The following is a 17,993-nucleotide window of genomic DNA, read 5'->3' on the forward strand; positions in this document are numbered from 1 at the left end:
GTTCGGGCTCGTTTATGGTCTAGTCATGCGCTACGACCTGGTGATTTTCGACAATGACGGTGTCCTGGTGGACAGTGAGCCGATCTCCAATCGGCTGCTGGCCGCCTATCTGACCGAGATCGGGCACCCCACCTCGTACGAGGACTCCATCCGTGACTACATGGGGTCCGCGATGCATCGCATCCACGACCTGGTCCAGGAGCGCACCGGGCGGTCGCTGCCGACGGACTTCGACGACACCTTCCACCGGCGGGTGTTCGCGGCCTTCGAGCAGGAGCTCGAGCCCGTGGCCGGCGCTGTGGACGTGCTCGCGAAGCTGACCGCGGACGGTGTGGCGTACTGCGTGGCGTCGTCCGGGAGCCATGAGCGGATCCGGGTGGGGCATCGGAAGACCGGGCTGGACCGGTGGTTCGAGGATGCGCGGATCTTCAGCTCGCAGGATGTCGGGAAGGGGAAGCCCGCGCCGGATCTCTTCCTGCACGCGGCCCGGCGGATGGGGGTGGCGCCGGAGCGGTGTGTGGTGGTCGAGGACAGTCCGCTGGGGGTGCGGGCGGCGGTGGCGGCCGGGATGGACGTGTACGGCTTCACCGCGATGACGCCCGCCGAGAAGCTCGCGGGGGCCACTCAACTCTTCGACGACCTGGGGCAGTTGCCTGACCTGCTGATCTGACGGACGATCCGGTGCCGGGCTGACATTTGTCATGCGTAGCTCCGGACGATCGTTTCTACTGGGGGACCCCCGCTCGCGGCGAAGCTGGGGGCATGACGACGAACCAGCACAAGAAGCAGAACGCCTTCGCCCCGCTCATCGTGGACGTGGCGGTGCCGCTCGGGTCGTACTACCTCTTCAAGGGCGCGTTCGGGATGAGCACCTTCGCCGCTCTCGCCTGGAGCAGCCTGGTGCCGGCCGGGCGGACCGTGTGGAGCGCGGTCAGCGGGCGGACGGTCAACGGGCTCGCCGGGCTCATCCTCGTCGTCAACGTCGTGGGGCTCGCGCTCAGCCTGGTCTCCGGTGATCCGCGGCTGATGCTGGCCAAGGACAGTGGGGTGAGCAGCACGATCGGGATCGGGATCCTGGTCTCCGTCGCGCTGGGGAGGCCGATGATGACCGCCGCGGTCAAGCCGTTCCTGGTGAAGGGGGACGCGGTCCGGGAGGCTGCCTGGGAGCGGCTGGAGAGCGGTGTGTCGGTCGCGTCGGCGGACTTCCTCCGGCGGGAGCGGGCCTTCTCGGTCGTCTGGGGTGTGGTGCTGCTCGTCGAGTGCGTCGTGCGGGTCGTGGGGGCGTACACGGTGCCGGTGGACACCATGGTGTGGCTCGGTTCCGTGGTCATGGTGGTGGCGATGGGGATCGGGTTCGTCGTCGGCGGGGCGCTGGGGGCCGGGCCGATGGCGGCGATGGTCGGCTTCGAGACGAGGGCCGGGGAGGCCGCGCCGACCGGTGCCGACGTGCCCGAGGTCGCTCTCGCCCGGTGAAGTCCGGGAAAGCTGAGGAGAATTCATCTTTGGCTGGATCTACCCACGAGTACGCAGGGGCCCTACGCTCGCCGCCATGACAGAAGTGCTGCGGCGCGGTAGGGCCTCTTTGGCGTTCAGCTTTTTCGCGCAGGGCGCTGCCTTCGCTCTGCTGGTGACCAGGATCCCGGCCATCCAGGACAGGTACGAGGTCTCGGACGCGCTGCTGCCCGTCTTCCTGGCCGCGGTGCCGATCCTGGCCGGGGTGGGGAGCGTGTCGACCGAGCATCTGGTGAAGCGGATACCGCCCAGCCGGGTGCTGCGGTGGTCCCAGCCGGTGGTGCTGCTGGCGCTGCTCGGGGTCGGGGCCGGGCGGGGGATGGTCGAGCTGGGTGCCGCGCTGGGCGTCTTCGGTCTCGCCGTCGGCGCGCTGGACGCCTCGATGAACATGCTCGGGGTGAGTCTCCAGCGGGCGTACGGGCGCAGCATCATGCTCAGCTTCCATGCCGTGTTCAGTCTGGGCGGGATCGTGGGGGCCTCGCTGGCGTGGGTGGGGGCGCACTGGCATCTCGCGCTGTGGGTGTCGTACCTGCCGGTGGTGGCGGTGCTGCTGCCGGCCGCCCTGGTGGGGAGCCGTTGGTATGTGGACGGCGACGGCGACGGGGGCGCTGAGGGCGACAAGGCGGGTGACGCCGAGGCGGGCGGCGGCGGTACGGGCGTCGTCTTCAAGCTGCTGCTGCCGCTGTGTCTGGTGATGAGCTTCGCCTATATCGGGGACTCGACGGTCTCCAACTGGAGCGCGAAGTACCTTCAGGACGTGCTGGGCAGCAGCGAGCAGCTGGCCACCGTCCCGTACAACGTCTACATGGTGACCACGCTGCTCGGGCGGGCCATCGGGGACTTCGGGGTGCGGCGGTTCGGGGCCGCGGCGGTGGTGCGGCTGGGGGCGCTGGTGGCGGCGGCCGGGTTCGCGGTGGTGGCCGTCGCGCCGGGTGCGTGGGTGGGCATGCTCGGGTTCACGCTCGTGGGGCTGGGGTTGTGTGTGCTGGTGCCGCAGACGTTCGCGGCGGCGGGGCGGCTGTTCCCGGGGGCTTCGGACGCTGCGATCGCCCGTCTCAACATCTTCAATTACGTCGGCTTCCTGATCGGTTCGCCGTTGGTGGGGGCGATCGGGGACGCCTGGAGCTACCGGGGCGCGATGGTGGTGCCGATGGTGTTGGTGCTGGTGACGTTGGTGTACGCCCGGTCGTTCGCCGCTCAACCGGACCGATACGGTGGCGGGCATGAGCGGCCGCGCACAGCTGATGTGGGACGAGGCAGTAACGGGCTATGACTTCGGGCCCGAGCATCCGATGGATCCGGTTCGGCTGGATCTGACCCGGAGGCTGGTCGGTGCCCTGGGGCTCGACCGGGAGGTCGACGTCGTCGCGGCGAAGCCCGCCGGGGAGTCGACGTTGCGGCTCGTGCATCGGGAGGACTACATCCGGGCCGTCAGGGCGGCGTCGGTGGAGCCGGGATCGGCGGACCAGTCGTACGGGCTCGGGACGATGGACGATCCGGCCTTCGCGGGGATGCACGAGGTGTCCGCGCTCATCGCCGGGCTGTCCGTCGGGGCGGCGGAGGCCGTGTGGCGGGGGGAGGCGCTGCACGCGGTGAACTTCGCGGGTGGGCTGCACCACGCGATGCCGGGCGGGGCGTCGGGGTTCTGTATCTACAACGACGCTTCGCTGGCGATCGCGCGGTTGCTGGAGCTGGGTGCCGAGCGGGTCGCGTATGTGGATGTGGACGTGCATCACGGGGACGGCGTGCAGGCGGCGTTCTGGGACGACCCGCGGGTGCTGACGATCTCCCTGCACGAGCATCCGCGCACCCTGTTCCCGCAGACCGGGTGGCCGGAGGAGACGGGTGGGGAGCGGGCGGTGGGGTCCGCGGTCAACGTGGCGCTGCCGGCGGGGACCGGGGACGCGGGGTGGCTGCGGGCGTTCCACTCGGTGGTGCCGGAGCTGATCGCCGATTTCCGGCCGGATGTGCTGGTGAGCCAGCACGGGGCCGACACACACTTCGAGGATCCGCTGGCTCATCTCGCGGTGTCGCTCGACGCGCAGCGGGCCGTGCAGGTCGCCTGTCATGAGCTGGCGCACGAGTACGCCGGGGGCAGGTGGGTCGCGCTCGGTGGGGGCGGGTACGCGGTGGTGGAGGTGGTGCCGAGGTCGTGGACGCATCTGGTGGGGGTGGCGGCGGGGGTGCCGGTGGCGCCGGAGACGGTGATTCCGGAGGGGTGGCGGCAGGAGGTGTTCGCTCGTACGCGGCAGTTGGGGCCGGTGCGGATGACCGACGGGCGGTGGCCGGTGGGGTGGGCCGGGTGGGAGTCGGGGTACGACCCCGCCGATCGGCTGGACCAGGCGGTGCTGGCCACGCGGCGGGCGGCGTTTCCGTTGCGGGGGTTGTTGCCGTAGGTCGTGGCGGTGGTGGGCGGGACGTGGTGGGCGGGATGGGTTTCGCCCCCGCCGCCCTTACCCGCTCCCATCCCTCTCAGGGGGCTGCGCCTCCTGTGACCCCCGGTCGGCCTGGACGGCCTCGTCCTCGAGCGCCGGACGGGCTGAGGGAGGGCGGGCCGGTGTTCGAGCTCTCGGTCTCCTCGGTTTCCTCGGTCGGCGGCGGGTGGGCTCGGGTGGGGTGTTGTTACGCCGACTGTGGGGTGTGGGGGCCGTTTTCGCCCCGGGGGTCGGTTCGTCCGTCAGCATCGGTTGCGTGTTGAGTTCCGGGGCGCTTCGGGCGCATCTGCTTGCCGCGCGGTTGGCCGGGGCGGTGGCGACCTCCCGGGAGGAGAGTCTGCGCAGTTACCGGCTCTTCGCCGCTCGTGATCCCCGAGTGCTGATCGGCCTTGATCCCGAGCGGAGTTGGGGGCAGCGGGAGCTGATCGCGCTGATGGCCGCCAAGTGTGGGGTTTCGGCCGATCCCGGCTGCGTTTCCGGGCATGATGTGATCGATCCTGAGCGCACGCTGGTCGCGCTGGACGCTTTCGCGGACCGGCTCGCATCGGTAGCCCAGCGTGGCGCGCCCGTGCTGCTGGGTACCGGGCATCCGCATCGGCTGCTGGGGTTCTACGCCGCGATCGCAGACGCTTTGTCGGCGGTGGGATGTGAAGTCCTCACCCCGGCGCAGGGTCGCTGTGTCGACATAACGACCCGGTTCGGTCTACGTACGCACAACCTCGACTACGTACGGGGCGTCGCGGTCGTCCGGGAGGCGGGTGTCGAACGCGCCGGTTGTGCGACCGGTGCGCACAGCCATTCACCGCTCCCGGTTCGGGTCGCGCTGGCGGCGGCCGCCGAGGGCGGGGGGCCGCTGCCCGAGCTGGTCGTCGGGGACCACGGCTGGGTCTGCGGGGCAGGTCAGCTGGGGTTCGAGGCCATCGGGCTGGCGGACACCGACGACCCCGCGCTGTTCGTGGGCGAGGCCGAGGGAGTCGTGTCCGTCGTCGTTCCACTTGATGACGCCGTGCGGTCCGCTTACTACAGGCCGCTGACCCGCTACGTACTCAATCGAGCGTGTCTGTCACAGTAGGCCGCTGATGGGTGCACCTCTTCCCCACTCGCATCACCCGCCCCTACATTGGGGAGTGAGCACGCAGCGACGAAGAGTCACCGGAAGGGGAAGCCGGTGGCCGTCGAGTCGAGTGCGGAAGGTTCAGGTGTGTCATGGGTGCAGCCGGCGAGAGGCCTCTGAACGAGGTTCAGTTCCTTACCGTGGCGGAAGTCGCCTCGGTGATGCGAGTGTCGAAGATGACCGTGTACCGACTGGTGCACAGCGGTCATCTGCCCGCGATCCGGGTGGGGCGGTCCTTCCGCGTCCCCGAGCAAGCGGTGCACGAGTACCTCCGCGAGAGCTACGTGGGGGTGGAAACCGCCTGACGGCCAGGGTCTGTCCGACAGGGCAGCACCGGGGTGGGGCCCGGCCTCAGGGCCGTCTCGGGCCCCTCCCGCCCCTCGATTACGACCTCAGCGCTCGGGCGGGTAGGCTAGCCCCTCGTAGGTCGTATGGGCCCATGGCGCCCAGCACCGAGTGATGAGAAGTGAGCGAGGGTAGTCGTGGGCTCTGTTATCAAGAAGCGGCGCAAGCGGATGGCCAAGAAGAAGCACCGCAAGCTGCTCAAGCGCACGCGCGTTCAGCGTCGCAACAAGAAGTAAGCGCCGGCAGGAGTAAGCGCAAGCACTTACTTCGCGCGACGCGAGCCGCGTAGGCGTGGTGTGGCCCCCCACCGTGTTATCGGTGGGGGGCCACACGCATATCCGGGTGCCCGTACGGTCCGCTGAACACCGTGCGTACGTCTGGACGTGCACCATGGCTGATCTGGTCGTATGACCGAAGGGTTCTCGTCACTTCGAGCATCGGGTGGTCATCACAGCGCAACATCGACCCGCTAGGTTGGCCCGCAGACGGGAACTCGGCAGGGCAGCCGGCGGTTCCAGGACGGAAGGAAGGCGCGGATCTTGGGAAAGGTCGTGCTCGTTACCGGAGTGGCCCGTCAGCTGGGGGGCCGGTTCGTACGACGGATCCAGCGTGACCCACAGGTCGACCGCGTGGTCGCCGTGGACGCGGTGCGGCCCGAGCACCATCTCGGCGGCGCCGACTTCATCGAGGCCGACATCCGGCAGCCCACCATCGCGCGGGTGCTCGCCGAGACCGGGGCCGACACGGTCGTCCACCTGGACGTGACGGCGACGGCGCTGGGCAGGGGCAGCCGGACCACGGTCAAGGAGACCAACGTCATCGGGACCATGCAGCTGCTCGGCGCCTGTCAGAAGTCGCCTCATGTGAAGCGGCTGGTGGTCAAGTCCGCGACCAACGTCTACGGGTCCGCGCCGCGTGATCCCGCAGTGTTCACCGAGACGACCCCGCCCAAGTCGCTGCCCAGCGGTGGCTTCGCCAAGGACGCCGTCGAGGTCGAGGGGTATGTGCGCGGGTTCGCCCGGCGGCGGCCCGATGTAGCCGTGTGCGTGCTGCGGTTCGCCAACATCCTGGGGCCGACCGCCGAGACGCCGCTCGCCTCGTACTTCTCGCTGCCGGTGCTGCCCACCGTGCTCGGCTACGACCCCCGGCTCCAGTTCGTGCACGAGGACGACGTGATCGAGGTGCTGCGGATCGCCTCGCACGAACCTCGGCGGGGCACCCTCAACAGCGGCACGTTCAACATCGCCGGGGACGGCGTGCTGTTGCTGTCGCAGTGTTCGCGACGGCTCGGGCGGCTCACCGTGCCCCTGCTGCTGCCCGCCGTCACCTGGGCCGGGTCGCTGGTGCGTACGCTGGGCATGACGGACTTCTCGCCCGAGCAGATCCGGCTGCTCACCCACGGCCGGGTCGTGTCCACGGACCAGATGCGCGAGACGCTGGGGTTCCTGCCGCGGTACACCACGGCGGAGACCTTCGCGGACTTCGCGCGCAGTCACGGACCCGGACTCCTGCCGCCCGAGGCCGTTGCCGGGGCCGTCGACCGGATCGCCGCGCTGTCCCTGGACGGCGGTCACCCCGCGGTTCACCTCCCGACGCAGAGCGCCAACTGAGGAGCGCATCAACGATGGCGGATGCCAAGGTCATTCCGTTCGACGACGACCGGTCCCGGGGGAGCGCCGTGACGCGGCCGCCCCGGCGCCGGGGCGCGGTGAGCCGGCGCCGGAACGGCGAGCCCGCGCCGGTCCGGGAGATCGGTGAGGCCGAGGAGGTCGGTGAGGTCCAGCCCCTGCCCACCAGGGCTGTTGGGCAGGATGATGTTCCTGTGACGGGTGAGCAACGGCTGGACACGGACGCGGGCGGCCTGGAGCGGCGGATCGCGGGTGGACTGTCCTTCCTGCGCCGGCGTCTCACGGGCGACTACGAGGTCGACGACTTCGGCTATGACGAGGAGCTGACCGACCAGGTCCTCATGTCCCTGCTGCGGCCGCTGTACGAGAAGTACTTCCGGGTCGAGGTGAAGGGTGTCGAGAACATCCCGGCGGAGGGCGGCGCGCTGATCGTCGCCAACCACTCCGGGACGCTTCCGCTGGACGGCCTGATGATGCAGGTCGCCGTCCACGACCATCACCCGGCGGGCCGTCACCTGCGGCTCCTGGCCGCCGATCTCGTCTTCGTGCTGCCGGTCGTCAACGAGTTGGCGCGCAAGCTCGGGCACACCCTCGCCTGCGCGGAGGACGCCGAACGGCTGCTCGCGCAGGGCGAGCTGGTCGGGGTGATGCCGGAGGGCTTCAAGGGCATCGGGAAGCCCTTCAGCGAGCGCTACAAGCTTCAGCGGTTCGGCCGGGGTGGCTTCGTCTCCACGGCACTGCGCCAGGGCGCGCCGATCATCCCCTGCTCGATCGTCGGGGCGGAGGAGATCTACCCGATGATCGGCAACGCGAAGACGCTGGCACGGGTGCTGGGCTTCCCGTACTTCCCGCTGACGCCGACCTTCCCGTGGCTGGGTCCCCTGGGTGGGATCCCGCTGCCGACGAAGTGGACGATCCAGTTCGGCGAGCCGATCCCGACGGACGGCTACCCGCCGGAGGCAGCGGAGGACCCGATGCTGATGTTCAACCTGACGGACCAGGTCCGCGAGCAGATCCAGCACACGCTGTACAAGCTGCTGGTGCAGCGGCGGTCGGTGTTCTTCTGACGGGTGGCGATGGCCCGGGGTTCGTGGCCGGGGTTCGGTGGGCCGTCGGGCGGAGTCCGGCGCGGCCGTTCGAAGCCCGCGGAGCGGTGCGAGGGCGGCGGGGGGAGGGGCGGAGCTGCTGGTGCAGCGGCGGTCGGTGTTCTTCTGACGGGTGGTGATGGGCCGGGGTTCGTGGCCGGGGTTCGGTGGGCCGTCGGGCGGAGTCCGGCGCGGCCGTTCGAAGCCCGCGGAGCGGTGCGAGGGCGGTAGAGGGAGGGGCCGAGCTGCTGGTGCAGCGGCGGTCGGTGTTCTTCTGACGGGTGGCCATGAGCCGGGCGGGTTGCTTCGGGTACGGCTGTGGGGGCGCTCCTCTTGAGAGGGGCGCCCCCACAGGTGTCGTGCGGGTCGGGTCCGGGCTACTCCGCGTCCTCGCTGTCGATGCCCAGGCCCGGGAGGAGGCCGGGGAGGAGGGGCGGGAGGGTGACGTCCGGCTGGGTGGTGGGGACGAGGGGGGTCGGGGCGGTGCCGCCGGTCTCCTTCGGAGGGTCCAGCAGGCCGCCGGTGTTGCCGCCGAGCAGGCCGTCGTCGGTGGTGCCCGAGGTGGACGACTTGCTGGGGCTGTCGGTGCCGGCGCCGGTCCCGTCGGACGGGGCGTGGCCGGTGCCGGGGGTGGTCGCGTGGCGGCCCGTCTCCGAGGCGCCGGGGGAGGCCGGGTCGGAGCCCTCGCGGGTGCCGCTGCCGCCCGGGGCGGGGGGCCGCGGGAGCAGGGACTGGAGCGGGGCGACCTCTTCGTCTATGGCTTCGAAGACCGACGAGACCTGCTGACTGACGTCGCCGAGCTGGACCGGCAGGCGGTCGCGCAGGGCGCCCCAGACCTCGCGGTGCGAGCGGGAGAACGCGTCGAGGGCCTGGATGGGGCCCAGGGAGTTCGGGTCGCGTTCATACGCCTCGTGCAGGAGGCGGTGGCCTTCCGACGCGTCGTGCTGCATGCCGTTCAGGGCGCGTCGGATCTCGCCGAGCGACTCGTGGTCGAGGTCGCCGCTGCGGCCCCGCTCCATGAGCCGTCGGGCTTCGCTGAGCCGGGTGGAAGCCTGGTCGAGGTAGGTCCGACCGCGTTCGTCGTCCCCGTCGGCCAGGTAGTTGAGCTTGAAGTCCTCGATGCCGCGCTTCAGCCCGTAGAGCCCGTCGCCCGGGAGGGCGTCGGAACTCGCGGCCGCGACGCCGCCGAAGGCGCCCGCCGCGACGCCGACGCTGAGGCCGCCCGCGGTGAGGCCCTTGGCGAGGCGGGATCGCGGCCGGAACTTGCCCAGTGGGCCGGCCCGGTGAGCGCCCCTGGCGCGGTGGGAGCGTTGCTCCGGCACCGAAGGGTCCGCCGTTTCGCCTTCGGCGGTGCCCGCTTGCAGCATGGCCTCCATGGCGGCGACCAACTGGGCCCGCTGGACGACCTTGACCTCGGGATCGAGCTCCGGTTTGGGCAGCTCGGCGAGACTCGTGGCGAGGGCCAGAAGTCGGCCCTGCCCGGTCTGGTCCGCAGCGGCCGGCGCCGGCGGTGATCCTTCGGTCTGCTCGGCCGCCGTGCCCTGGTCGGACTGCTCCTCCAGGGCCTGGGCGAAGGCGCTTGCCCGCCGGTGCGCCGATACGTTCGCGATCACTGGCGGCACCTCCTCTCGTCATCACGGTCGACTCCCCTGGGGTCCTGACGGTTGCACGCCCTGGCCCGGATCCACACGATCGAGTGATCGGGGTCGGCCAGGACGTGACCACAGGGAGCCTGTATCCCGCACAACGACTGGCGCGGCACTTGGGTTACGGACTGCGGATGATCGGATCGGGAAGACAACGGACTTTCACTGAAGGTGAGTTGGCGTCACGGAAAGTGTGGCGTCGGTCGTGGACGGGGGACGGGCTCAGCGGGCGTCTTCCGGGAGCAGGCGGGCGAGGGTGCGGACGGCCCGGTACTGGAGCGTCTTGATGGCGCCCTCGTTCTTGCCCATGACGCGCGCGGTCTCGGCGACGGAGAGCCCCTGGAGGAACCGGAGTGTCACGCACTCCTGCTGCTGTGGGTTGAGTCGGCGTACGGCGTCCAGGAGTGCCGCGTTGGAGAGGGACTCCAGGACGGAGTCCTCGGGTGAGCGCTCGACCTCGTTGGCGTCGAGCATCTCGCCGGTCGTCACCTCGAGCCGGAAGCGGCTCGACTTGAAGTGGTCGGCGACGAGGTTGCGGGCGATGGTGACGAGCCAGGCACCGAAGTCGCGGCCCTGCCAGGTGAACGTCCCGATGCGGCGCAGGGCGCGCAGGAAGGTCTCGCTGGTGAGGTCCTCGGCGGTGGCCTTGCCGCCCACGCGGTAGTAGATGTAGCGGTAGACGGTGTCGCTGTACTGGTCGTACAGGCGCCCGAAAGCGTCGGCCTCGCCGGCCTGGGCGCGCTCGACGAGGTCCATCATCCGGGCGCTGTCACTGTCGGCGGCCGGCCGACGGGCGGTGGCCGCGCCGGACGGGCGTCCTCGTCTGCCCACCGCGGCGCCGCCGTCGGCCAGTGCGTAGCACGGGCCGAGCGGAGCGGTGGTGGCGAACGCGGGGACGGCGTACGCGGTGGGGACGACGCCGCGCAAGAGGTCATGGACCGTAGCGACCGTTGCGCGCAGCGTAGCCAGGCCCGAGGTGTCAACCCCGACGTGTGGGTACACGGGACTCCCAGAGGCAGAGCTTGCATCACGTGCAGTACGGAACCATTCACCCGTCGTAGCGACGGAAGGGGTACCGGATTGCGTCTGAGGAGAATAACGCTTCGTGCAGGCCCTGCTACACCGAGTTGCTCAAATCATCGATTACGTCGCTTCTGTGGCCTATTGGCGCTCGATCAAGTTGCGTAGGGTGAGCGATTGTTGATCGAAATGGTTCGAGTTTCGGGTCGGTCCGGGGCGTGTTGTGGCTGTGCGCGGACAACAGGACTGGACGGAGCGTTATTCGGGTACGACCGTCGGATCGGCCGGGTTCGGTGTCCGCCGCGGGGTGTTGTCCGGTGGGACGCGACGGAGCGGCCGGGCTGTCGCGCCTCGGCCGCTCGTCCGTGAGGTGACCACGTCGTTGACGCCGTCGGCGTCATCGCCGTCGTCGGTGGAGGGCGATCGCGGCCGCCGTGCCGCCCGCCACCGCGCCGACGCCCGCCGCGGCCGGGATGCCGACCTTCGCCGCCTTGCGGCCGGTGCGGTAGTCGCGCAGCCGCCAGTCGAGGTTGTGCGCGTGCCGGCGGAGCTTGGCGTCGGGGTTGATGGCGTACGGGTGGCCGACGAGGGAGAGCATCGGGATGTCGTTGTGCGAGTCGCTGTAGGCGGCGCAGCGGGAGAGGTCCAGGTTCTCCGCCGCCGCCAGCGCGCGCACCGCCTCCGCCTTCGCGGGGCCGTGCAGCGGCTCGCCCACCAGCTTGCCCGTGTAGACGCCGTCGACGGACTCCGCGACCGTGCCCAGCGCGCCGGTCAGGCCGAGGCGGCGGGCGATCACCTGGGCGATCTCCACCGGGGCCGCCGTGACCAGCCACACCCGCTGGCCCGCGTCCAGGTGGGCCTGGGCGAGGGCCCGGGTGCCCGGCCAGATGCGCTCGGCCATGTACTCGTCGTAGATCTCCTCGCCGATCGACATCAGCTCGGCGACCCGGTGGCCCTGCACGATGGAGAGCGCCGAGTCGCGGGCCTCCTGCATGTGCTCGGGGTCCTCGACGCCGGCCAGTCGGAACCACGCCTGCTGCCAGGCGAAGCGGGCCAGGTCGCGGGTCTCGAAGAACTTGCGTTTGTACAGGCCTCGGCCGAAGTGGAAGAGCGCGGCGCCCTGCATCACGGTGTTGTCGAGGTCGAAGAAGGCGGCGGCCATCGCGTCGCCGTGCACCGGGAACTGCGGTTCCCGGTCGGCGGTGTCCAGGGGTGCCAGGGTCTCCTGCGAGCCCAGGGCTTCCTGGGTGGACTTGCGGGCTGCCTCCGCCGAGGCCTCGCCTGCCAACACGCTCCGCGCCGTGGCGGAACGCCTACGGGGAGTGAGCCATCCTAGAGCGGCCATGGCGTGAGCATAGCCATTCGGGCCGGTGGTTCCGGAGCCGAGAGGTTCGAAGGGTGTGAACTCTCCGCGACCGCGTCGTTAAAGAAGCGCGAGAATGGCGGTATGACTCCTCTCTTTCGACGTAAGGCCGCCGCGGGCGAGCGGTCGGTCACCCTCATTCGTAAGTCCGGTTGTCATCTCTGCGACGACGCCGAGCGCGTGATCGAGAAGGTCTGCGGGGAACTCGGTGTGTCCTGGGAGCAGAAGGACATCGCCGACGACCGGGCGCTGTACGACCAGTACTGGGAGCAGATTCCGGTGGTGCTGGTCGACGGACGGCAGCACACGTTCTGGCGGGTGGACGAGAGTCGCCTGCGCAAAGAACTGGCCGGATGACGAACTGACCGAGTAGTACAAGGCTGTACGGAACATCGCTTAGGATCGATGGCGGTTTTGTCTCGGGGGCGGGATTCACGAGGAGAGTGGCGGTTTTGCCCCCTGGAATGTTGCGCGTGACCCCGGTCACGTTGGCCGGGCAAATCGGACACCATCTTTGTGCACGCGTTCACAAAGACATAGCCTGCTGTCGACGGGGCGGTCTGGGTACGTGTGACCGCCTACAGCCCCGCTCTACCCGCAGGAGCACCGTGGCAACTGGCCGAACTCACCGACCGGCGACCCGTAGCCGAGGGATTCCCGAGGCCACCGTCGCCCGGCTTCCGCTGTACCTCCGCGCGCTGACCGCACTGTCGGAGCGTTCGGTCCCCACGGTCTCCTCCGAGGAGCTCGCGGCCGCGGCGGGGGTCAACTCCGCCAAGCTGCGCAAGGACTTCTCCTACCTGGGTTCCTACGGGACGCGGGGTGTCGGCTACGACGTCGAGTACCTCGTCTACCAGATCTCCCGTGAGCTCGGGCTCACCCAGGACTGGCCGGTCGTGATCGTCGGGATCGGTAACCTCGGCGCGGCCCTGGCCAACTACGGCGGCTTCGCCTCGCGCGGCTTCCGGGTCGCGGCGCTCATCGACGCCGATCCCGCGATGGCCGGGAAGCAGGTCGCCGGGATCTCCGTCCAGCACAGCGACGGCCTGGAGAAGATCATCTCCGACAACGGCGTCTCCATCGGTGTCATCACCACCCCGCCGGGCGTCGCCCAGCAGGTCTGTGACCGGCTCGTGGCCGCAGGCGTCACCTCCATCCTGAACTTCGCGCCGACCGTGCTGACCGTCCCGGACGGCGTCGACGTGCGCAAGGTCGACCTCTCCATCGAGCTCCAGATCCTCGCCTTCCACGAGCAGCGCAAGGCGGGCGAGGCCGGCGAGGAGGCCGCGGCGAACGAGAGCGCCGTGCCGGCCCCCGTCGGTCCTGCCGACCCCACCGACCAGGGACCCGACGGGGACGTACCCGCCGTGATGCCGGCATGAGTCTCCTCGTCGTCGGGCTGAGCCACCGCAGCGCCCCGGTCAGCGTGCTGGAGCGGGCCTCGCTGTCCACGGACGCCCAGTTCAAGCTGCTCCAGGACACGGTCGCCGCCGAACCGGCCGCCGAGGCCGCGGTGCTCGCCACCTGCAACCGGATCGAGCTGTACGCCGACGTGGACAAGTTCCACGCCGGTGTCGCCGAGCTGTCCACGCTGCTCGCCCAGCACAGCGGGGTCGGGCTCGAGGAGCTCACCCCGTACCTGTACGTGCACTACGAGGACCGTGCCGTCCACCACTTCTTCTCGGTGGCCTGCGGGCTGGACTCCATGGTCGTCGGCGAGGGACAGATCCTCGGCCAGATCAAGGACGCCCTGGCCCGGGCGCAGGAGCTGCACACCGCGGGCCGGCTGCTGAACGACCTGTTCCAGCAGGCCCTGCGGGTCGGCAAGCGCGCCCACTCCGAGACCGGCATCGACCGTGCCGGGCAGTCCCTGGTCACCTTCGGCCTGGAACAGCTGGCCGCGGGCGGGGACGTGACCGCGTGGGCACGCGGCAAGAAGGCGCTGGTCATCGGCGCCGGCTCGATGTCCTCGCTGGCCGCCGCCACGCTCGCGCGGGCCGGGGTCGGCGAGATCGTCGTCGCCAACCGGACCCTGGACCGGGCCGAGCGGCTCGCGCAGATACTGACCGAGGCCGACGGCACGGACGTGTCGGCCCGCGCGGTACCGATGGAATCGGTGCCGGCCGAGCTGACACGTGCCGACGTGGCCGTCTCCTGTACCGGGGCGACGGGCCTGGTCCTGACGGCGGAGGCGGTCGCCGACGCCCTCGAGGGCCGCACCGGGGCACCCGTCGCCTTCGACGAGGAGGCCGCGGCGACGGACGTACGGCCGCTGCCGCCCACCTCGGTCGGCACCGACGAGAACTGCCCCCTCGACCTGGCCGCCGTACAGCAGCCCGCCGCGCAGCAGTCCGGGTTCTCCGTGCTGGGCGAGGCCGCCGTCGCCGGCATGGACGCGGCGACGCTCGAGCAGCACGCCGCCTGGGTCGACAACGCCACCGTGGACCGTCGGCAGGGCGCCCGCCGCAGCCCCGAGGCCGACGCCGAGCTGATCACCGCGCTCGCCGCGACCGCCGCGACCCTCGGCCGTATCCCCGAGCGCCGCCGGCCCGAGCCGGTCGCCACGCTCGCCCGGCCGGAGCCGGTGCTCTTCCTGCTCGACCTGGCGATGCCGCGGGACGTCGACGCGGCCGCGCACCGGCTGGCCGGAGTGCGGCTGGTGGACATCGAGTCGCTGGCCGAGGCCTCGGCCGACGCGCCGATGGCCGCCGACGTCGACCAGGTGCGGCGGATCGTCGCCGACGAGGTCGCCGCGTTCGGTGCCGCGCAGCGGGCCGCGCACATCACGCCGACCGTGGTCGCCCTGCGCACCATGGCCGCCGACGTCGTGGCCACGGAGATCGCCCGGCTCGACGGGCGGCTGCCCGGCCTGGACGACAAGCACCGCGCCGAGATCACCCAGACCGTGAAGCGGGTCGTCGACAAGCTGCTGCACGCGCCGACCGTACGGGTCAAGCAGCTCGCGGCCGAGCCCGGCGGCGCCGGGTACGCGGACGCGCTGCGGACCCTGTTCGACCTCGACCCGGAGGCGGTGGCCGCCGTGTCCCGGGCCGAGGAAAGCACCGAGAAGAACGCAGAGAGCCGAGGGCCGGCATGAGCGGCATGAGTACGAAGGCACTGAGACTGGGGACGAGGCGGAGCAAACTCGCCATGGCCCAGTCCGGGCAGGTCGCGGAGGCCGTGAGCCAGGTGACCGGACGGCCCGTGGAGCTCGTCGAGATCACCACCTTCGGTGATGTCTCCCGCGAGCACCTCGCGCAGATCGGCGGCACGGGTGTCTTCGTGACCGCGCTGCGCGACGCGCTGGCCAAGGGCGAGGTCGATTTCGCGGTTCACTCGCTGAAGGACCTGCCGACCACGCAGCCCGAGGACCTGGTCCTGGCCGCCGTACCGGTGCGCGAGGACCCCCGCGACGTGATCGTCGCCCGGGACGCGCTGAAGTTCACCGACCTGCCGCGCGGGGCACGCATCGGTACGGGTTCGCCGCGTCGCATGGCGCAGCTGAACGCGTACGCGCGCAGCCACGGGCTGGACATAGAGACCGTGCCGATCCGCGGGAACGTCGACACGCGGATCCGGTACGTGCACGACGGCGAGCTGGACGCGGTGGTGCTGGCGGCGGCCGGCCTCAGCCGCATCGGCCGCATCGACGAGGTCACCGACTTCCTGTCGATAGACACGGTTCTGCCCGCTCCCGGCCAGGGAGCACTGGCGATCGAGTGTGCCGCGGACAACGCGTCACTGATCGCCGCGCTCGGTGAGCTCGACGACCCCTTCACCCGGGTCGCCGTGACCGCCGAACGGTCCCTGCTCGCCGCCCTGGAGGCCGGCTGCTCCGCCCCTGTGGGCGCGCTGGCCGACCTTCTGGCCGACGGGCAGATTGTCAACGAAATGCGCCTGCGTGGCGTCGTCGGCACCACCGACGGCTCGCGCACGGTGCAGTTGTCCACCACCGGTCCCGTGCCCGAGACGCACGACGGGGCAATGGCGCTCGGTCGCGAACTCGCAGCCGAGATGCTCGCCCAGGGCGCGGCCGGTCTGATGGGGGAGCGAGCACTGTGAGCCCCACCGCCCTTCCAGCCGCTGGTCCTGAACACGGGCACGTCACCTTCCTGGGTGCCGGACCCGGGGATCCGGGACTGCTGACTCTGCGCGCCGTGGAGGCGCTTGCGCACGCGGACGTCCTCGTCGCCGAGCACGAGGTGCTCGACGTCGTACGGACGCACGCGAGGCCGGGCGTCGCCGTCGTGAACACGGAAGGGGGTCCGTCCTCGGATCCTCTTCCGGGCACGGGCGCGCCCCTCCCGACGGTTGTTGACGGCACGTCAACAACCGCTGAGGTACCCGCTGTGCGCGATGCCGCACATCTTGTCATGGAGGCCGCGCGGGGCGGCAGGCGGGTCGTCCGTGCGGTCACCGGGGACCCGGGACTTGATACGTACGCGGCGGCGGAAATGCTCGCCTGCGCGGCGGCCGGTGTTCCCTTCGAGGTCGTACCCGGTGTCGCGGCCGCCGTCGGCGTGCCCGCGTACGCCGGTGTGCCGCTGCGGGACGCGCAGGGCGCCGACGTCCGGTTCGTCGACGCGCGCACGGCTTCGGACCGCTGCTGGACCGAGGTCGGGGCGTCCGACGGCACGGTCGTCGTGTCGACGACGCTCGACTCGGTGGCCTCGGCCGCCGGCGAACTGGTCTCGGCGGGGCGCAAGCCCGATACGCCGATGACGGTCACGGTGGCCGGTACGACGACCCGGCAGCGGACCTGGACGGCGACCCTGGGCACCATCGCGCAGACGCTGAAGCAGGCGAAGGTGCTGCCCTCGCCCGAGGGCGGCCGCCCGGTCATAGTCGTGGTCGGTGAGCGTTCCGCCCCCGCCCAGCGCGACCAGTTGTCGTGGTTCGAGTCCAAGCCGCTGTTCGGCTGGAAGGTGCTCGTCCCGCGGACGAAGGAGCAGGCGGTCTCGCTCTCCGACCAGCTGCGGTCGTACGGGGCCGTGCCGCACGAGGTGCCGACGATCGCCGTCGAGCCGCCGCGCACCCCCCAGCAGATGGAGCGGGCGGTGAAGGGGCTCGTCACCGGACGGTACGAGTGGATCGCCTTCACGTCCGTCAACGCCGTCAAGGCGGTGCGCGAGAAGTTCGAGGAGTACGGCCTCGACGCGCGTGCCTTCGCGGGCATCAAGGTCGCCGCGGTGGGCGAGCAGACGGCGAAGGCGCTGATCGCCTTCGGTGTGAAGCCGGACCTCGTGCCGAGCGGCGAGCAGTCGGCCGCCGGGCTCCTGGAGGACTGGCCGCCCTACGACCCGGTCTTCGACCCGATCGACCGGGTGTTCCTGCCGCGCGCCGACATCGCCACCGAGACCCTGGTCGCCGGGCTCATCGAGCTGGGCTGGGAGGTCGACGACGTCACCGCCTACCGGACCGTGCGCGCCTCGCCGCCGCCGGCGGAGACGCGGGAGGCCATCAAGGGCGGCGGGTTCGACGCGGTGATCTTCACCTCGTCGTCCACCGTGCGGAACCTGGTGGGCATCGCGGGCAAGCCGCACAACGTGACGGTCATCGCCTGCATCGGCCCCGCGACGGCCAAGACGGCCGAGGAGCACGGGCTGCGGGTCGACGTCATGGCGCCCGAGCCGTCCGTGCTCAAGCTGGCCGAGGCGCTGGCCGACTTCGGCCTGCGCCGGCGGGCGGCCGCGCGGGAGGCCGGAGACCCGGTCAGCCGGCCGAGCGAGCGGCGTCCGGGGGCGCGGCGGCGGCGGGCCACCTGACCCCGAGGCGCGGGAATCCCGGTGACAGGGCGGGGCACTCCTTGAAGGGGTGCCCCGCCCTGTCGGGTTCCGAGCCGTAC

Annotated in this window: 17 protein-coding genes; 14 read left to right on the plus strand and 3 right to left on the minus strand. The window is 70.9% G+C overall.

Annotation, left to right across the window (positions count from 1 at the left end; genetic code table 11):
• Positions 1-25 precede the first annotated feature (25 nt).
• The 9 genes from AOQ37_RS00045 (at position 26) to AOQ37_RS00080 (ending at position 8,101) form a co-directional block, all read left to right on the plus strand.
• Positions 26-670: an HAD family hydrolase gene (locus tag AOQ37_RS00045; protein WP_062641292.1), complete on the plus strand. Its 645-nt coding sequence runs from the start codon at positions 26-28 to the stop codon at positions 668-670.
• Positions 671-762: 92 nt separating this feature from the next.
• Positions 763-1,473, plus strand: coding sequence for a VC0807 family protein (locus AOQ37_RS00050; RefSeq protein WP_062639880.1), 711 nt, complete (start codon positions 763-765; stop codon positions 1,471-1,473).
• A 76-nt stretch (positions 1,474-1,549) separates the two neighbouring features.
• Entirely contained in the window at positions 1,550-2,785 is a 1,236-nt protein-coding gene (locus tag AOQ37_RS00055) for an MFS transporter (protein ID WP_062639882.1), read from the plus strand.
• On the plus strand, positions 2,736-3,908 hold the full coding sequence (locus AOQ37_RS00060) for an acetoin utilization protein AcuC (protein WP_062639884.1): 1,173 nt from the start codon (positions 2,736-2,738) through the stop codon (positions 3,906-3,908). The genes AOQ37_RS00055 and AOQ37_RS00060 overlap by 50 nt, the downstream gene beginning before the upstream one ends.
• 295 nt (positions 3,909-4,203) lie before the next feature.
• The gene (locus AOQ37_RS00065; RefSeq protein WP_062641294.1) at positions 4,204-5,019 is read left to right on the plus strand and encodes a phosphatase; all 816 of its coding nucleotides are present in this window, start codon (positions 4,204-4,206) and stop codon (positions 5,017-5,019) included.
• A 134-nt stretch (positions 5,020-5,153) separates the two neighbouring features.
• A complete protein-coding gene (locus AOQ37_RS00070; protein WP_015658719.1) occupies positions 5,154-5,366 on the plus strand; it encodes a helix-turn-helix domain-containing protein in 213 nt (70 codons plus the stop codon).
• A gap of 177 nt (positions 5,367-5,543) precedes the next feature.
• Complete coding sequence (locus tag AOQ37_RS38195) at positions 5,544-5,642, plus strand: 30S ribosomal protein bS22 (protein WP_003948845.1); 99 nt, start codon at positions 5,544-5,546, stop codon at positions 5,640-5,642.
• 303 nt (positions 5,643-5,945) lie between these two features.
• Positions 5,946-7,016, plus strand: a complete 1,071-nt coding sequence (locus AOQ37_RS00075) for an NAD-dependent epimerase/dehydratase family protein (protein ID WP_062639886.1) — start codon at positions 5,946-5,948, stop codon at positions 7,014-7,016.
• Between the two features lie 14 nt (positions 7,017-7,030).
• Complete coding sequence (locus AOQ37_RS00080; RefSeq protein ID WP_062639888.1) at positions 7,031-8,101, plus strand: lysophospholipid acyltransferase family protein; 1,071 nt, start codon at positions 7,031-7,033, stop codon at positions 8,099-8,101.
• Between the two features lie 395 nt (positions 8,102-8,496).
• On the opposite strand, the gene AOQ37_RS00085 is transcribed toward AOQ37_RS00080, so the two are convergent.
• From AOQ37_RS00085 to AOQ37_RS00095, 3 genes are all read right to left on the minus strand, one after another.
• Entirely contained in the window at positions 8,497-9,732 is a 1,236-nt protein-coding gene (locus AOQ37_RS00085; protein WP_062639890.1) for a DUF5667 domain-containing protein, read from the minus strand.
• 255 nt (positions 9,733-9,987) lie between these two features.
• On the minus strand, positions 9,988-10,767 hold the full coding sequence (locus AOQ37_RS00090; RefSeq protein WP_062639892.1) for an ECF subfamily RNA polymerase sigma factor, BldN family: 780 nt from the start codon (positions 10,765-10,767) through the stop codon (positions 9,988-9,990).
• A 415-nt stretch (positions 10,768-11,182) separates the two neighbouring features.
• Entirely contained in the window at positions 11,183-12,130 is a 948-nt protein-coding gene (locus AOQ37_RS00095; protein WP_062639893.1) for an HAD family hydrolase, read from the minus strand.
• A 102-nt stretch (positions 12,131-12,232) separates the two neighbouring features.
• On the opposite strand from AOQ37_RS00095, the gene AOQ37_RS00100 reads away from it, so the two are divergent.
• The 5 genes from AOQ37_RS00100 to AOQ37_RS00120 all read left to right on the plus strand — a co-directional run bounded on the left by AOQ37_RS00100 (position 12,233) and on the right by AOQ37_RS00120 (position 17,913).
• Positions 12,233-12,505, plus strand: a complete 273-nt coding sequence (locus AOQ37_RS00100; protein WP_062639895.1) for a glutaredoxin family protein — start codon at positions 12,233-12,235, stop codon at positions 12,503-12,505.
• Positions 12,506-12,756: 251 nt separating this feature from the next.
• On the plus strand, positions 12,757-13,530 hold the full coding sequence (locus AOQ37_RS00105) for a redox-sensing transcriptional repressor Rex (protein WP_062639897.1): 774 nt from the start codon (positions 12,757-12,759) through the stop codon (positions 13,528-13,530).
• On the plus strand, positions 13,527-15,245 hold the full coding sequence (locus tag AOQ37_RS00110; RefSeq protein WP_062639899.1) for a glutamyl-tRNA reductase: 1,719 nt from the start codon (positions 13,527-13,529) through the stop codon (positions 15,243-15,245). The genes AOQ37_RS00105 and AOQ37_RS00110 overlap by 4 nt, the downstream gene beginning before the upstream one ends.
• Positions 15,246-15,250: 5 nt before the next feature.
• The gene (gene hemC, locus AOQ37_RS00115; protein ID WP_062639901.1) at positions 15,251-16,210 is read left to right on the plus strand and encodes a hydroxymethylbilane synthase; all 960 of its coding nucleotides are present in this window, start codon (positions 15,251-15,253) and stop codon (positions 16,208-16,210) included.
• A complete protein-coding gene (locus tag AOQ37_RS00120) occupies positions 16,207-17,913 on the plus strand; it encodes a bifunctional uroporphyrinogen-III C-methyltransferase/uroporphyrinogen-III synthase (protein ID WP_062639904.1) in 1,707 nt (568 codons plus the stop codon). The genes hemC and AOQ37_RS00120 overlap by 4 nt, the downstream gene beginning before the upstream one ends.
• Positions 17,914-17,993: the final 80 nt, after the last annotated feature.

This window comes from Streptomyces maremycinicus (assembly GCF_001184025.1).
In the GTDB taxonomy this organism is placed as follows: Bacteria; Actinomycetota; Actinomycetes; order Streptomycetales; family Streptomycetaceae; genus Streptomyces; species Streptomyces maremycinicus.